Origin of the sequence: Kitasatospora sp. NPDC101157, assembly GCF_044768255.1 — a bacterium.
Classification (GTDB): Bacteria; Actinomycetota; Actinomycetes; order Streptomycetales; family Streptomycetaceae; genus Kitasatospora.
Map to the genome: position 1 here is coordinate 63,643 of NZ_JBIWPL010000034.1, position 15,641 is coordinate 79,283.

General features: G+C 74.4%; 14 protein-coding genes. 5 read left to right on the plus strand and 9 right to left on the minus strand.

The features are described from left to right. Positions 1 to 95: 95 nt before the first annotated feature. Together ACIRVF_RS38575 and ACIRVF_RS38580 are read right to left on the minus strand one after the other, a co-directional pair. Positions 96 to 947, minus strand: coding sequence for an ABC transporter permease (locus ACIRVF_RS38575; RefSeq protein ID WP_402828961.1), 852 nt, complete (start codon positions 945 to 947; stop codon positions 96 to 98). Beyond that, on the minus strand, positions 944 to 1,882 hold the full coding sequence (locus ACIRVF_RS38580; protein WP_402828963.1) for an ATP-binding cassette domain-containing protein: 939 nt from the start codon (positions 1,880 to 1,882) through the stop codon (positions 944 to 946). The genes ACIRVF_RS38575 and ACIRVF_RS38580 overlap by 4 nt, the downstream gene beginning before the upstream one ends. Before the next feature lie 191 nt (positions 1,883 to 2,073). On the opposite strand from ACIRVF_RS38580, the gene ACIRVF_RS38585 reads away from it, so the two are divergent. The 3 genes from ACIRVF_RS38585 (at position 2,074) to ACIRVF_RS38595 (ending at position 4,142) form a co-directional block, all read left to right on the plus strand. Next, the gene (locus tag ACIRVF_RS38585; protein WP_402828965.1) at positions 2,074 to 2,562 is read left to right on the plus strand and encodes a GNAT family N-acetyltransferase; all 489 of its coding nucleotides are present in this window, start codon (positions 2,074 to 2,076) and stop codon (positions 2,560 to 2,562) included. Beyond that, the gene (locus ACIRVF_RS38590; protein WP_402828966.1) at positions 2,559 to 3,062 is read left to right on the plus strand and encodes a DUF5946 family protein; all 504 of its coding nucleotides are present in this window, start codon (positions 2,559 to 2,561) and stop codon (positions 3,060 to 3,062) included. Before ACIRVF_RS38585 ends, ACIRVF_RS38590 begins: the two co-directional genes overlap by 4 nt. Before the next feature lie 300 nt (positions 3,063 to 3,362). Further along, on the plus strand, positions 3,363 to 4,142 hold the full coding sequence (locus ACIRVF_RS38595) for an SDR family oxidoreductase (RefSeq protein WP_402828967.1): 780 nt from the start codon (positions 3,363 to 3,365) through the stop codon (positions 4,140 to 4,142). Between the two features lie 154 nt (positions 4,143 to 4,296). On the opposite strand, the gene ACIRVF_RS38600 is transcribed toward ACIRVF_RS38595, so the two are convergent. After that, complete coding sequence (locus ACIRVF_RS38600; RefSeq protein WP_402828969.1) at positions 4,297 to 5,523, minus strand: serine hydrolase domain-containing protein; 1,227 nt, start codon at positions 5,521 to 5,523, stop codon at positions 4,297 to 4,299. Positions 5,524 to 5,714: 191 nt separating this feature from the next. On the opposite strand from ACIRVF_RS38600, the gene ACIRVF_RS38605 reads away from it, so the two are divergent. Beyond that, positions 5,715 to 6,788 (plus strand): histidine kinase, encoded by a 1,074-nt coding sequence (locus ACIRVF_RS38605; protein ID WP_402828970.1) that lies wholly within the window; start codon positions 5,715 to 5,717, stop codon positions 6,786 to 6,788. Continuing rightward, entirely contained in the window at positions 6,779 to 7,450 is a 672-nt protein-coding gene (locus ACIRVF_RS38610) for a response regulator (RefSeq protein WP_402828972.1), read from the plus strand. The genes ACIRVF_RS38605 and ACIRVF_RS38610 overlap by 10 nt, the downstream gene beginning before the upstream one ends. 24 nt (positions 7,451 to 7,474) lie before the next feature. Here ACIRVF_RS38610 and ACIRVF_RS38615 read toward each other — a convergent pair whose 3' ends face one another. The 6 genes from ACIRVF_RS38615 to ACIRVF_RS38640 all read right to left on the minus strand — a co-directional run bounded on the left by ACIRVF_RS38615 (position 7,475) and on the right by ACIRVF_RS38640 (position 15,471). Further along, entirely contained in the window at positions 7,475 to 7,900 is a 426-nt protein-coding gene (locus ACIRVF_RS38615) for an ATP-binding protein (RefSeq protein WP_402828974.1), read from the minus strand. A 117-nt stretch (positions 7,901 to 8,017) separates the two neighbouring features. Continuing rightward, positions 8,018 to 8,473: a hypothetical protein gene (locus ACIRVF_RS38620; RefSeq protein WP_402828976.1), complete on the minus strand. Its 456-nt coding sequence runs from the start codon at positions 8,471 to 8,473 to the stop codon at positions 8,018 to 8,020. Between the two features lie 113 nt (positions 8,474 to 8,586). Further along, complete coding sequence (locus ACIRVF_RS38625; protein WP_402828978.1) at positions 8,587 to 10,989, minus strand: SpoIIE family protein phosphatase; 2,403 nt, start codon at positions 10,987 to 10,989, stop codon at positions 8,587 to 8,589. After that, positions 10,986 to 14,525 carry a HAMP domain-containing protein gene (locus ACIRVF_RS38630; protein WP_402828980.1) on the minus strand — a complete coding sequence of 1,180 codons (3,540 nt, stop codon included), beginning with the start codon at positions 14,523 to 14,525 and terminating at the stop codon, positions 10,986 to 10,988. The genes ACIRVF_RS38625 and ACIRVF_RS38630 overlap by 4 nt, the downstream gene beginning before the upstream one ends. A 130-nt stretch (positions 14,526 to 14,655) precedes the next feature. Continuing rightward, on the minus strand, positions 14,656 to 15,027 hold the full coding sequence (locus ACIRVF_RS38635; protein WP_402828982.1) for a hypothetical protein: 372 nt from the start codon (positions 15,025 to 15,027) through the stop codon (positions 14,656 to 14,658). A gap of 63 nt (positions 15,028 to 15,090) precedes the next feature. Continuing rightward, positions 15,091 to 15,471 carry an STAS domain-containing protein gene (locus tag ACIRVF_RS38640; RefSeq protein ID WP_402828984.1) on the minus strand — a complete coding sequence of 127 codons (381 nt, stop codon included), beginning with the start codon at positions 15,469 to 15,471 and terminating at the stop codon, positions 15,091 to 15,093. Positions 15,472 to 15,641 lie beyond the last annotated feature (170 nt).

The window sequence follows — 15,641 nt, forward strand, 5'->3', positions numbered from 1 at the left end:
GCCGCCGGGGGGGCGGTCCCCCGGGGGGGGGGCGGCCCCGGCCCCCCCCCCCCCCCCACCGCGAGTGTGCCAGGCCCTTCACGGGGCCCAGGGGCTCAGGCGTCGGTGCGCAGCAGCCGTACGGCCGCGCCGGCCAGGGCGAGCACCGTCCAGCCCAGGAAGACCAGCAGGCCCGCCGTCGGCGACAGCGTCGTCGAGTCGTGGTGCAGGGCGAACATCGCCTCACCCGCGTGGCTGGGCAGGTACGGGCTGATGTGGTCCTGCCAGGAGGTGGGCAGCAGCGAGGTCAGGCCGGGGATCAGCATCAGCGAGGCGACCAGCACGGCGATGCCGCCGGCCACCGAGCGCAGCAGTGCGCCGAGGGCGACACCGATCACGCCGACCAGGCCGAGGTAGAGCCCGGCACCGAACAGGCCGCGCACCACGCCCGCGTCGGAGAAGGTCATCGCCGCCTTGGTCCCGGAGAGGATGCCGGTGTCGGCCGAGAAGGCGACGAACGCCCCGGCGGTGCCCAGCAGCAGCGCGATCAGCCCGTACACGGCGGCCTTGGACCACAGCACCGGCAGGCGGCGCGGCACGGCGGCCAGGGTGGAGCGGATCATGCCGGTGGAGTACTCGCCGGCGGCGACCAGCACCCCGAGGACGCCGAGCGCGAGCTGGGCGAAGTTGGTGCCGAACAGGGAGAGGCTGAGCGTGGTCTGGGAGGCGAAGTCCCGGTCCATCGGGCGGCCGGAGGTGATCCGCGACTTGAACTGGAAGGCGGCGATCAGGCCGAAGGCGACCAGGAAGAGCGCTGCCAGGCCGAGGGTGATCCAGGTGGAGCGCAGCGACCACAGCTTGGCCCACTCCGACCGCAGCACGCGGGCGGCCGTCACCTTGTAGGCGGGTCGGGCGGCGCGCAGTTCGGCGGGCGTGGACGACGGCTGGCTGGGGGCGATCGTACTCATGCCGCGCTCCTCGTGGTCTCGGTGGTGGTCGTGGTGCCGTGGTACTCGACGGCGTCCCGGGTGAGGTCCATGAACGCCTCCTCCAGGGAGACCGTGCGGGGGGTCAGCTCGAACACGGCGATGCCGTGCTCGGCGGCGGTGAGGCCGATCTCGCGGGCCGTCCGCCCGGTGACCAGCAGTTCCTCCGAGCCGCTGCGGCCGGTGATCTCCACGCCCGGTCCGGCGAGCAGGGAGCGCAGCCGGGCCGGGTCGGCGCTGGCCACCTTGACGGCGTCGCCGCCGGCCTGCTGGATCAGCTCCTGCACGGTGGTGTCGGCCAGCAGCCTGCCGCGTCCGACGATGATCAGGTGGTCGGCGACCAGCGAGACCTCGCTCATCAGGTGCGAGGAGACGAAGACCGTGCGGCCCTCGGCGGCGAGCGAGGTGAGCAGGTTGCGGATCCACAGCACACCCTCGGGGTCGAGCCCGTTGACCGGCTCGTCCAGCATCACCGTGGCGGGGTCGCCCAGCAGGGCGGCCGCGATGCCGAGTCGCTGGCCCATGCCGAGCGAGAACGCCCCGGCGCGCTTGCGGGCCACCGACTGGAGGCCGGTGAGCTCGATGACCTCCTCGACCCGGCGGCGCGGGATGCCGTGGGTGTGGGCCTGGGCCATCAGGTGGTTGAAGGCCGAACGGCCGGGGTGGATCGACTTGGCCTCCAGCAGGGCGCCGACCTCCTGCAGCGGCGCGGCGTGCTCGGCGTACCGGCGGCCGTTGACCCGCACCGAGCCGCTGGTGGGCGCGTCCAGTCCGACGATCATCCGCATGGTGGTCGACTTGCCCGCCCCGTTGGGCCCGAGGAACCCGGTCACCGCTCCGGGCCGGACCGTGAAGTCCAGCCCGTCCACGGCGGTCTTCTCGCCGTACCGCTTCGTCAGCTGGTGCGCCTCGATCATCGCTCGCCCTTACGTCCAGGGGCCGGGCCGTCCCGGCCGCCCACGCCTCCACGCTAAGGGCGGCCGGCGGCCGATCAGCGGCACTGCGGGCTGATCATCGGGCCGTCCGTAGTACCGCGGTACCACGCCCTCGCCCTACCCGTAGCAAAAAGCGCTTTCGCCTCACCCGCCCGCTGGCCGAGGATGGCGGGATGGACGAGCGGACCGTGACCCTGCGTCAGATGACTTCGGCCGAGTACCGGTCGGCCACCGAGGCGCGCGAAGCGGAGACAGTGCGCGAACTCGCCAAACTCATGCCCGAGGAGCTTGCCTTGGAGCGCACCCGCCAGGGCACCGCCAGGTTCCTCCCGGACGGCCTGGCCACCGCCGGCCATCACCTGGTGGTGGCCGAGAACGAGGCGGGCCGGACCGTCGGCACCGCCTGGATCGGCCCGGACCCGCGCGACGGGACCGGCACCTCCCGCTCCGCCTGGCTGTACCACCTGCACGTCCTTCCGGCGTTCCGCCGTCAGGGGTACGGCGCCGCCGTGCTGGCCGCCGCGGAGCGGCTCGTCGCCCGGGAGGGCATGACGGCGCTCGCCCTGAACGTGTTCGGGGGGAACGAGGCCGCCATCGCCCTGTACCGCCGCTGCGGCTACGGCGTGTCGTCGATGTCCATGAGCAAGGAGGTGCGGGGGTGACGGGTCCCTGCGGGGAGTGCGGTGCGCGGGGGTGCGAGGAGCTGTTTTACGGGCTGCTGGCGCTGGACCACTCGCGGGCGGAGCCGTGGGGGCCGCTGCACGGGGTGTCGGTGTCCTGCTTCCTGCTGCAGCACCCCGGCCGGCTGCCCGGCGACGGCGGGGCGGCCGCGCGGGCCCTGCTGCGGGCGTACCTCGACGGCGGGCTGCCCGCGGTGGAGCGGCTGATCGGGCGGGCCCGCGCGGCGAACTCGCACCGGATGGCGGGCGGGGCCGCGGCGCACTGGACGGCGGCGAGCCGGGCCGCGCCGAACGGAGCCGCGCCGGGCGCGGTCTCCCGGCCTTCGGCGGTCCCGGCGGGGCGGGAGGCGCCGCGGGGCGGCTTCGCCGTCACCATCGAGCAGGTCGCCCAGGGCGGGGCCTTCCCGGCCGCGGGGTTCCCCGGGCGGGTGCGGGACTGGGCGGCGGCGACGCTGGAGGCGTGGGGCGCGCACGGCGCGTAGTCGGCGCCCGGGACCGGGACGGGACCGTGGTCCGCCGGGCCGTGACGGCGAGCTCCACGACCCGCCGCATGCCAGCAGTCCGATCCACCCAGGGCGCACGGGGGCAGCGGCCCCCGGAGTGGTGGGCGGACGGTCCGACGACGGTGACCGGGCGTCACCGGAGCGGCCTTGGGACGGGGGTCCTCGGCCGGCATCGGTGCGCGGACTCCCGGGCATGTATGAGGGGTTGTCCGGCATGGGGCCGTGACGACCCGGAACCGGTCCCGGACCGGGCCGGTGCGACAGGAGGGGGCGGCGAGCATGGGCGAACTGGACGGCAGGACGGCACTGGTGACCGGCGGCTCGCGCGGGATCGGGAGGGCGGTCGCGCTGCGGCTCGCCGCCGACGGGGCGCTGGTGGCGGTGCACTACGGCGGCAAGGCGGAGGCGGCCGCGGAGACCGTGGAACTGATCGCCAAGGCCGGCGGGCGGGCGTTCGCGGTGCGGGCCCGGTTCGGCGAGGGCGACGCGCTGGACCACCTCTTCGAGGGCCTCACCGCCGGGCTGGCCGAGCACGGCGAGGACGGCCTGGACATCCTGGTCAACAACGCGGGCATCCACCTGGCCGGAGCGATCGGGCAGATGACCGAGGAGGAGTTCGACCGGCTGATGGCGATCAACGTGCGCACACCGGTCTTCGTGATCCAGCGGGCACTGCCGCTGCTGCGGGACGGCGGGCGGATCGTCAACATGGCCTCGGCGGCCACCCGGATCGGCTCGCCGGTCCAGATCGGCTACAGCGTCAGCAAGTCGGCGCTGGCCGCCCTCGCCGCACCGCTCGCCAACGACCTCGGCCGGCGCGGCATCACCGTGAACACCGTCAACCCCGGCGTGATCCTCACCGACATGACCTCGGCCTGGACGAGCGCACCCGAGGCGATGGCCGGCCTGGAGTCGATCACCGCCCTGGGCCGGATCGGCCTGCCCGACGACGTCGCCGACGTGGTGGCCTTCCTCGCGGGCCCCCAGGGCCGCTGGGTGACCGGCCAGGCCGTCGACGCCTCCGGCGGCACCTACCTCGGCCCGATCCCCCCGGCGTAGCGGCCGGGGGCCGCCGTCGCCCGCTCGGGAGGCGCCGGGAGACCGGGCCTCCGTGGTCATCACCTCCGGGCCGGTCACCGGCCCCGGCCGACGGCACCGCCTACACCCTCACCACCGACCTCGGCCAGGTCAGGTTCCCGGCCTCCGGGAGGCCTCAACCCCGGTGCCGGCCGGGGTCGGTGGTCGCGCCGCACAGGGCGTCGTCGACCAGGTTGCTCTCGGCCTGTTCCACCCGGCGGACGTCGTCGTCGGTGTCGGCGCGGACGCCGGAGAGGGAAACGGTGACGCTGCGCCGGCCGTCGGCGGTGACGCCGGAGGCGGTGATCCAGCCGGCGTCACCGCCCTCGTGGCCCCAGTAGGCCCCGCCGCAGGTCAGCGGGCGGGCGAAGAGTCCCAGGCCGTCGGTGACGCCGGGCATGAGCGGGTCGAACTCGGTGGCCGCCCGGGTCTCCTTCATCCGGGCCAGTTGCGCTGTCGGCAGGAGCCGGCCGCCGAGCAGTGCGCGGAAGAACCGGTCGAGGTCGGCGGTGGTGGAGACGAGCCCGGCCTCTCCGTTGATGCCCGGGCCGACCTGTTCGGTGACGTCCACGAGCGGCTCGTCGGCCCGGAAGGCCTGGTAGGTGCGGGCGTGCGGCCGGGGCAGCGTGGGTGAGGTCCCCGGCCAGGAGGTGTGGTCGAGGCCGACCGGCCGGACGATCCGGTCCCGCACCTCCGCGTGCCAGGGGTGCCCGGTGACCCGCTCGATGATCATGCCGAGCAGGACGTAGCCGGTGTTGCTGTACCGCCACTCCTTGTCGGGCTCGAAGTCCGGCCGATGGCTCATCGCCCTGGCGACGGTCTGCTCCGGGGTGGAGGTGTCGTACCGGTGCTGTCGGAAGTCCTCGGCCGAGGTGTGGTCCGGGTAGTCGTCGTGGATGCCGCTGGTGTGCTGGAGCAGTTGGCGAACGGTGATCGCCCTACCGTCGTTGCCGTTTCCGGACACCACACCGGGCAGCCATCGTTCGACCGGGTCTTCCAGCGAGAGCCTTCCCTCGCCGACGAGCTGCAGGACCACGGTGGCCACGAACGCCTTGGTGACGCTGGCGATCCGGAAGTGGCCGTCCGCGGGTACCGGCCGCCGGGTCGTCAGGTCGGCGACGCCGCTGGTGGCGGTCACGGTCCGGCCGTCCGGGGTGACCAGTCGGGCCTGTACGCCCGTCACGCCGAGGGCGGTGATCGCGTCGGCGTCGTGTCGGAGCCGGCTCCGGTCGTCGGCCGGCCCGGCGGCCGTCGCGCCGGGCAGGTGGGCGGTCATGACCGCGGTCATGCCCGCGGCCAGTGCCAGGTTCCGGCGGACGGCGCGGCCGCGACGTCGCGCCGGGGCAGTCGGTGTGTTGGTCATGGGCGTTGACGCTAGGTCCGGTCGGGCTGGGTGGTCGGTACCGCCCGCCGGTGGGAAAAAGGGGTAGTGAGCTGTAGTGCCGCGCCCGGTCGCCATGGACCAGACTTGTGCGGATGAACCTCCATGGGGCCCGCGGGCCTCGGGCGACGTGGCGGGCTCTGGGTTATCTCCTGGGAAGCCTGTGCACCGCCGTGCTCACCCTGCCCGCGCTGCCCGTGCTCGCCGTTCCGGCGGCGTCCCGCGCCTGGGCGTCCCGACACCGCCGCCGCGCCGACCGACTGCTGCTCGCCCCGCCCTGCGGGCCCGTCCGGGTCGGTGCGTGGCGCGTCCTCGGGTGGCTGGGCGCCTCCACCGTGACGGGCCTGGTGTTCGGGCTCGTCGTGTTGCTGTGCGCGGGCAACGCCGTCACCACGGCCGTCACGGTGCCGCTGTGGTGGGCACTGCCCGCCGGGACCCGCGCCGGGGGCTTCGCAGCCGGTGTTCCCCTGACGGGGTGGGGCACGGCGCTGACCCTGGGAACGGCGCAGGCGGTTGTACTCGCGGCCCTGACCCACTGGCTGGCCCCCGTACTGGCACGGCTGCACGCCCGGCTCTGCGTGACCCTGCTGTCCCCCTCCGCCGCCGAGAGCCTGGCCCGGCGGGTGGACGCGCTGACCGAGACCCGGGCCGGTGCCATGACCGCGCACGGCGCGGAACTTCGCCGGATCGAACGCGACCTGCACGACGGCACCCAGGCCCGGCTGGTGGCCGTCGCGATGCGGCTGGGCGTGGCCCGGGAACTCCTCGGCGAGGACCTCGGGACGGTGGCCCGACTCCTGGCCGAGGCCCACGAGACCACCGAGGCGGCCATGGTGGAACTCCGCGCGGTGATCCGGACGATCTACCCACCGGTCCTCGCCGACCGCGGCCTCGCCGGTGCGCTGACAGCGCTCGCGGCCGGATCCGCGGTCGACACCACCCTCGACGTCGGCGAGCTCGGCACGGTTCCGGCGGCGGTCGAGGCCGTGGCGTACTTCACGATCGCCGAGGCCCTCACCAATGCCGCCAAGCACAGCCGGGCGTCGCGGACCACCGTGAGGGTCTCCCGCGACGGGGACCGGCTGTCGATAGACGTCACCGACGACGGTGTCGGCGGTGCCGACGAGACCCGGGGAACCGGCATCGTCGGCATCCGCCACCGGGTCCTGGCCCTGGACGGCACCGTCCACGTCCACAGCCCCGGCGGCGGCCCGACCACGATCGGGGTGAGCCTGCCGTGCGCGTAGTGATCGCAGAGGACAACGTCCTGCTCTCCAGCGGACTCGAACTCCTCCTCACCGCCAAGGGCTGCCACGTCGCCGCCGTCACCCAGGACTCCCCCGGCTTCCTCGCCGCCGTCGCCGTACACCGGCCGGACGTCACCATCGTCGACGTACGGCTGCCGCCCACCTTCCGTGACGAGGGCATCCGCGCCGCCATCCGGGCCCGCCGCCGACACCCGGGCCTGCCCGTGCTGGTCCTCTCCCAGTACGTCGAGCAGCAGTACGCCGGGGAGCTGATCTCCGACGGGCGCGGCGGCGTCGGCTACCTCCTCAAGGACCGGGTGGGCCGGGTGGGCGAGTTCGTCGACGCGCTGCGGCGGGTCGCCGACGGCGGCACCGTCATGGACCCCGAGGTGATCGGACAGCTCCTCACCCGAAGCGCCCGCGACCCGATCGCCGCCCTGACCGCGCGCGAACGCGAAGTGCTCGCACTGATGGCCGAGGGGGCGGACAACACCACGATCGCGGCCCGGCTCGTCATCACCGACAACGCGGTCCACAAGCACATCGGCAACATCTTCGCCAAGCTCGGCCTCTCCCCGGGCGACAGCGGCCACCGCAGGGTCCTCGCTGTCCTGACGTACCTCAGCCGCCACCAGGCGGGTGGAGCGGGTCAGGGCAGGTGACCGGAGGAGCGGGCGGGCGGCGACTCACCCGTCGGGGATCCGCAGCTCGCACCAGACGGCCTTGCCCGGGCCCGCCGGGCGCCAGCCCCAGCGGAGGGCGAGGCGGCTCAGCAGGAACAGCCCGAGGCCTCCGCTCTCGCTCGGGCCGTGCGGCACCTTGGGCAGGGGAGGGCGGCGGCTGGCGTCGCTGACCTCGATCCGCAGCAGTCCCGGGCAGCGCACCAGGAGCAGCGAGCCCGGGGCGCCGGTGTGCCGGATGGCGTTGCCGACCAGCTCGGACACCAGCAGGACGGCGTCGGCGACCACCCAGGGGTCGCCGACGTCGGCCAGGAACCCGGCGGTGCAGGAGCGCGCCTCGGCGACCGCCCCCGGACGGGCGGACAGCAACAGCCGGCGCGCCCACGGCCACGGGGAGGAGCGCGAGCGTGCGGGCACCCGGGCTCCGCCCATCAGACCGCACCTCCCTCCTCCGTCCGGTGCCTCCGGTCATGCCCTGTCGTCCGTCCGCCGGCCTTCCGCGGCTCCGGTGCGCCGACCAATGCCGTGAGGCGTCACTGCCCGAAGTCCTCAGTGCCCGAAGAGGTGCCGCCGTCGCGGTTCCCGCGGGACCCCGGCGGCCCCGCCACCCTGTTCGGCGGCGCGTTCCTCACGTGTCACGGGGGTGGTGTCCTCACGTGTCACGGGTGCCGTCCGGCCCGGCTCGTCGAGGGTCTCCGACGGCGCGACCGGCTCCACCACACGGCGGGTGCCGCCGCCGTACCCGGTGGCCGCCACCGGACGCCGGGTGGCACGCCGGGTGGCACGCCGGCCGGCGCGCCGGGACAGCCCCATCATGGCCAGGCCCAGGCAGAAGAGCAGGGCGAGGGCGACGCCGGAGAGGAAGATCGCGAGGCTGTTCAGCTTCACGAGCTCGTTGCCCAGGACGGTCACCTGGTACTCCGGCCCGCCGGCGAGGTTGTCGGCGATCAGCAGTCCGATGAAGGCGCCGGAGGCCGCCATCAGCAGAAGTCCTAGCAGCAGCATGGGGGTTTCCCCTTCCGTCCCGGTGTCGACCGCCCCCGTTCCAGGCCGCGCCTACCCGGCGGACCCGGTCCGTAACGTTCCCGGACCACCCGCCGGGCGCGGGTACGCGCGCCCTACTCGACCCTGACGGCGATCAGGCAGGTGTCGTCGTCGGTGTCGGCGGAGCTGAGGTCGAGCAGCCGGTCCAGGTAGTGCTCCAGGTCCGGGCCCGGCGCCCCGGCCGTGCGGATCAGCTGGTCGACGGAGTCCTCCACCGGCCGGTCCCGCCGTTCGACCAGGCCGTCGGTGTAGAGCAGCAGGACGTCCCCGGTGGACAGGTGCGCGCTGTACTCCTCGTACCGGGCCTCCTCCAGGGCGCCGAGCAGGACCCCGTGCGGCAGCGGCAGCACGTGCGCGCCGTCGCCGCCCAGCCGGATCGGGGGCAGGTGTCCGGCCCGCGCCCAGCGCAGTTCGCCGCCGGCCGGGTCGAGCAGCACGCACACGGCGGTGGCGGTGACCTGCCCGGGCTCCCGCAGGGCCACGGTGTTGGCCCACTCCAGCAGCTGGGCCGGGCCCGCCCCGGTGACGGCCAGTCCGCGCAGCGCGTGGCGCAGCGCGACCATGCCGGTGGCGGCGCCGACGCCGTGCCCGGCGACGTCCCCGACGGCGAGCAGCACGCGCTTGTCGGGCAGTGACAGCACGTCGTACCAGTCGCCGCCTACCCGGTCGCGCTTGGCGGCGGGGCGGTAGCGCACGGCCGCCCGCAGGCCGGTCACGTTGAGCGGGGGCTCGGCGGGCAGGATGGCCTGCTGGAGCCGCAGGGCGAGCTGGGCGCGTTCGGCGGACTCCTGCTCGCTGTCGGCCAGCCGTGCCCGGGTGGCGCCGAGGGCGACCTCGGTGCGGTGCTGGGCGGAGACGTCGTGGTAGGCGCCGCGCACCGCGACGAGCCGGCCCTCGTCGTCGAGCACGGGTTCGGCGATGACCCGGGTGTAGTGGTAGACGCCGCCCGGGCGGGCCAGCCGGAACACCGCGGAGGAGGCGCGCCGTCGGTGCCGCACGGTGTCGACCAGGCGGCGCACGGCGGGTTCGTCGTCCGGGTGGACGTGCCCGGCGAGCTGGACCAGCGGGACGGGCGGCGCTCCGGAGGGCAGGCCGAAGAGCTGCCGCAGGCCGTCGCTCCAGCGGATCCTGTGGTGGTCGGCGTCCTCCTCGAACCCGGCGACCCGGGCGAGCCGCTGGGCCTGGTTCAGCAGTGCCGTCTGTTCGTCGTCGCCGGACGGCCCGGTCGCCGCGTCCCAGCCGACCAGCAGTCGCCCCCCGAGCGGGGCGACGGCGAGCCGTACGGTGGCGGGCACCGCGAACGGCCCGTCCCGGAGCACCAGCCGGAAGGTCTCGCCGGCCAGCGGGATGCCCGTCCGGTGCACCCTGAGCAGCCGTTCGAAGAGTCCGCTCGCGCCGGCGACGGGATAGGCCTCCAGGAGCGAGGCGCCCTCCAGCGCGTCGCGGGGGCGGCCGAGGGGGTCGCGGAACTGCGCGTTGACCCGCCGGATGGCGAAGTCGACGAGTTCCCCGCCCCTGAGCCGGGGCTCCAGCAGCAGCGCGGGGGTGAGCAGGCCCTCCACCAGGATGTCCTGCTCCTCGGGCGTCGGCGGTCGGCCGACCGGGCCGAGGAGGGTCGTGCAGAGCTCGGCGAGGGCCCGCAGCTGCCGGCACTGGGCCGGGGTGAGGGACGGGCCGGGCTCGGGCCAGAGCACCTCCAGCGCGCCCCGGCGCCCGCCCGCCTCCAGCAGGGGCAGGACGGCCCGGGCCGATCCGGGTCCGACGGACGGACCGACGGCCGGATCACCGGGCCACAGCTCCGCCGCGCCGCCGACCACCTGCTGGGCCGGAGTGGCGACACCCGGCGGGACCCGGAGCCAGGCCTCGGCCTCGGCCTCGGCGAGTCCGCTGTGCGCGGCGAGGCAGAGGCCGCCGCCCGGCAGGCGCTGCCAGACGGCCAGGGCGCGGACGTCGAGCGAGACCGCGAGCTGCTCCAGGACGGCTCCGGCGGCCCGCTGCAGGTCGGGCTCGGCGGCGAGGGCGGGGACGACGGGCGGCGCCGCGGTCGCGAGCCCCGCGGCGGGCCCGCCCCGCGCTCTGTCGGACGGCGCCTCCGCCGCCCCGGACACCTCCCGCCCGTCCGTCGCGCCCGCCGACGGGTCCTCCTCCTCCGCTGCCGCTGCCGACTTCCCTTCCGCTGCCGAGTCACTCGCCGCTGCCGGGTCCCCGGCCGCCCCGGCTCCGGCCGTCGGCAGCCCCACGATGTCCGCGGCCAGCGCCGCGACCGTGACACCGGACTCGCGGGCCAGCCGGATCAGGTGGGCGGCCGCCTCCGCGGGAAGGACCCCGAGGCGCTCGGACAGGATGCCGGTGGCCAGGTCGACGACGCTGCGGGTCCGGGCCTCGGCCCGCAGCCGGACCGCCGCGTCCTGCAGCCGGCGGACCGTCCCGGCGAGCGCCCGGGCCGTGCTCTCGTCCCGCTCGGGCCGGGCGGTCATGGCGCGTCCAGCCAGCGGTGCATCCGGTCGATCAACCGGTTGGTGTCGACGGGTTTGGTGACGTGGTCGTCGGCGCCGGCGTCGAGGCTCTTGCCCTTGTCGCCGGGCATGGCCTTCGCGCTGACGGCGATGACCGGCAGCCGGGCGAAGCGCTCGTCGGCGCGGATGGCGGCGATCGCGGCGTAGCCGTCGAGGCCGGGCATCATGACGTCCATCAGCACGAGGTCGGTCTCGGGGTGGTCGCGCAGCAGGTCGAGCCCGGTCCTGCCGTCGGTGGCGTGCAGCACCGTCAGCCCGCTCTCCTCCAGGACGGAGGCCAGGGCGAAGACGTTGCGCACGTCGTCGTCGACGATCAGGACGGTCCGCCCGGCGAGCCGCTCGTCGGCGGCTGCGGCGGCGGCCGGGCCGGGGTCGGCCGGGTGGCGTCCGCCGAGCCGCTGGATCACGCGTTCGCGCAGGTCGTCCAGTCCCTGGGTGAGTTCCACTCCGCCCACCGCGACCGGGGCGGTCGCGCCGTCGCCCTGGTAGCCGAGGACGGCCGCGCCGTCGCCGAGCGCGTCGAACAGGGCGGGCGCGAGTTCGCCGGAGTGGGCGAGGTCGAGCAACACGCAGCGGTGCGACCCGGTGGCGAGGGCCGCGCGCAGCCCCGGCTCGTCCTGGACGCTGTCGATCCGCACCTGCGGGCCGGCGGTGCCCAGGGACTCGACGGCGGCGCGGGTGAGCAGGGTGAGCAGACCGGGCGCCTCGGGTTCGACCACCAGCACTGCGGGCTCGCCCTCCGGGTCGGCGGCGCGCCGCTCGGAGGAGGCGATGGGCAGGTAGAAGGTGAAGCGGCTGCCCTCACCCGCGGTGGAGGTGACGGTGAGGACGCCGCCGAGCAGCCGGGCGAGTTCCCGGCTGATCGACAGCCCGAGGCCGGTGCCGCCGTACCGGCGGCTGGTGGTGCCGTCCGCCTGCTGGAAGGCGCCGAAGATGGTGTCCAGCTGGTCGGGTTCGATGCCGATGCCGGTGTCCTCGACGTGGAAGGCCACCGCCGCCCCCACCCGGCCGAGTTCGAGCGGCAGCTCCGGGCCCTCGACGCGCTGGATCCGCAGTTCCACCCGGCCGTCGTCGGTGAACTTGATCGCGTTGGAGAGGAGGTTGCGCAGCACCTGGCGCAACCGTGCCTGGTCGGTGACGAGTTCGTCCGGGACGGACCGGTCGACGGCGACGGCGAAGGTCAGGCCCTTCTGGTCGGCGAGGGGCTCGAAGCTGGACTCGACGTACTCCAGCAGCTCGCGCACGGCGAAGGGTTCGGGGGTCAGCTCCATCTTGCCGGCCTCGACCTTGGAGAGGTCGAGGATGTCGTTGATGAGCTGGAGCAGGTCGGCGCCGGCGGAGTGGATGACGCCCGCGTACTCGACCTGCTTGGCGGTGAGGTTGCCGGTGGCGTTCTGGGCGAGCAGCTGGGCGAGGATGAGCAGGCTGTTCAGCGGGGTGCGCAGCTCGTGGCTCATGTTGGCCAGGAACTCGGACTTGTACATCGAGGTCAGGCTCAACTGCCGGGCGCGTTCCTCCAGTTCCTGGCGGGCCTGCTCGATCTCCAGGTTCTTCGCCTCGATGTCGCGGTTGCGCTCGGCGAGCAGGGCTGCCTGTTCCTCCAACTCGGCGTTGGAGCGCCTGAGTTCCTCCTGACCGTTCTGCAGCTCCTCGGATCTGGCCTGCAGTTCGGCAGTGAGCCGCTGGGACTCGCCGAGCAGTTCGTCGGTGCGCGCGTTGGCCAGCAGGGTCCCGATGTTGACGCCGCAGGCCTCGGCGAACTGGGCCAGGAAGTCGCGGTGCACCTCGGTGAAGGGGTGGACGGAGGCGAACTCCAGGACGCCGAGGAGCCATTCCTCCAGCGCGATGGGCAGCAGGACGAGCGAGCGGGCGTCGCAGGCTCCGGCGCCGGAGGCGATGACGGCGTAGCCGGGCGGGAGCTCGTCGACGGCGATGGTCCGCCGGCTGCGGGCCGCCTGGCCTACCAGGGACTCTCCCAACTTGACCCGCTGGTCGGAGAGTTCGTCCACCGCCCGGCCATAGGCGCTGATCCGGACCAGCTCGGTGCCGCGGTCGGTCTCCTCGGCCAGGAAGAAGGCCCCGTACTGGGCGTCGACCAGGGGTGTCAGCTCCTCGGTGATCATGTCGGCGACGGCCTGGATGCCCCGGCGGCCCTGGATGGCGGAGGAGAAGCGGGCCAGGTTGGTCTTGAGCCAGTCCTGTTCCTGGTTGGCCTGGATGGTCTCGCGCAGTGACTCGACCATGGCGTTGATGTTGTCCTTGAGGTCGGCGACCTCGCCGGAGGCGTCCACGCTGATCGAGCGGGTGAGGTCGCCGGCCGCGACGGCGCTGGTGACCTCGGCGATCGCCCGGACCTGCCGGGTGAGGTTGCCGGCCAGCTCGTTGACGTTCTCGGTCAGCCGCTTCCAGGTGCCGGACACCCCCTCGACCTCGGCCTGGCCACCGAGCCTGCCCTCGGTGCCGACCTCGCGGGCCACCCTGGTCACCTCGGCGGCGAAGGAGCTCAGCTGCTCCACCATGGTGTTGACGGTGGTCTTCAGCTCCAGGATCTCCCCGCGCGCGTCGACGTCGATCTTGCGGGTGAGGTCGCCCTCCGCGACGGCCGTGGTCACCTGGGCGATGTTGCGTACCTGGCTGGTCAGGTTGTGCGCCATGAAGTTGACGCTGTCGGTGAGGTCCTTCCACGTCCCGGCGACGTTCGGCACCCGGGCCTGGCCGCCCAGGATGCCCTCGGTGCCGACCTCGCGGGCGACCCTGGTCACCTCGTCGGCGAACACCGAGAGGGTGTCCACCATGGTGTTGATGGCGGCCGCGAGCGCCGCGACCTCGCCCTTGGCCTCCACGGTGATCTTCTTGGAGAGGTCCCCGCGTGCCACGGCGGTCGCCACCTCGGACATCGAACGGACCTGGCCGGTGAGGTTGGAGGCCATCACGTTGACGTTGTCGGTGAGGTCCTTCCAGGTGCCCGAGACGCCCCGGACGGTCGCCTGGCCCCCCAGGTTCCCGGCCGTGCCGACCTCCCTGGCCACCCGGGTGACCTCGTCGGCGAAGGCGGACAGCTGGTCGACCATCGTGTTGAGGGTCTCCTTGAGGTCCAGGATCTCGCCGCGCGCGTCCACCCGGATCTTCTGGCTGAGGTCGCCCCCGGCCACCGCGGTGGCCACCCGGGCGATCCCCCGGACCTGGCCGGTCAGGTTGCCCGCCATCGCGTTGACCGATTCGGTGAGGTCCAGCCACGTCCCGGTCGCGTCCGGGACCTGGGCCTGCCCGCCGAGCCGGCCCTCCGTACCGACCTCGCGGGCGACCCTGGTCACCTCGGAGGTCACCCGGGACAGCTGCTCGGACATCCCGTTGAAGACCGTGGCGATCTCCCCCAGCTCCCCCGGCCGGTCCGGGTCCAACCGGGTGCGGAAATCGCCGTCACGGACCGCCGTCAGCCCGGCGAGCAGTTGCCGCAGCGACTGTTCGGCAAGCCCGTTCTCAGGGTGCTCGTCCATCCGTCCACCGTCCGGGTCGCACGACCGGGCGCCCGCAGGGCACCCCGGCCCGGGGCGGCGGGCCACCTCCCTGCTCCCACTGTGCCACCAGAAGCCCGGCGGCGGCAGCCTCGGCCACCAGGGCCGCCGCTCAGACGGGGGCGGCGGGCCCACGGACCGCCTGCAGCTCGGCGGCGGTGCGCACCGGGTCGTCCGTCTCCACGGCGAGCCCGGCGAACGGCGCCGGCGGGCGCAGGCCCACGCACAGTACGGCGTGCCGGTGGCCGCGCAGGGCGACGAAGTCCCGTCCGTCCTTGTGCCGCCACACGCCGAGGCAGAGCGCGCCGGGGACGGCCGCTCCGCCCTCCCGGACGCCGCGCAGCGCCCGCCAGCGGTCCGGCTGCACCCCGACCGCCGTGACGGAATCCAGCGGCACCCGCACCTCCCGGCGGCGGGCCACGATCCGCTCCCACCACGCCAGGCGGACGACCAGGTCGTCACCATCGATCAGCAGCCCGGCCATCTCCGACTCCCTTCGACACCTTCGACTCCCTTCCCCGATCCTGCTCCGCCATCGGCGGCACGGTCAGCCGGGAACGGTGTCCCGCACCCGGAAGGCGTCGACGGCACCGGTGAGTTCGAGCATCCGCAGGACCAGCGGCCGGGCGCGGGCCAGTTCGATCCGGCTGCCGTCGCCGGCCGCGCGGGCCTGGGCACGCAGCAGGGCGTTGAGGCCGGTCGAGTCGCAGAACTCCAGACCGGCGCAGTCGATCACGATGACGGTCGCGGGCTCGGCCAGGGCCGGCTGGAGCACCTCGTTCAGCTCGGCGACCGAGTCCAGGTCGAGTTCGCCGTACAGGGCGACCACCGTGCCCAGGGCCCACGGCGTGGCCTGCGCGGTGAACACCCCGGGTGCGCCGATGCGGTCGGACGTCAGGCCCGGGCCCTTCGGCTGGCGGCGCGCCATCGTGCTCCTCCTCGGTGCCCGTCCCGCGACGACCCCCGCAGCGCGACTAACCGCTGCGGGGGGTCGGAAACACCTGGCGCGGGTGGAACTCAGTCCGCCTCGGCCGGTTCGTCGGCCCAGCCGGGGGCGTCGTGGTCCTCCAGCTGCTCGCGCAACCGGTTCAGCGTGGC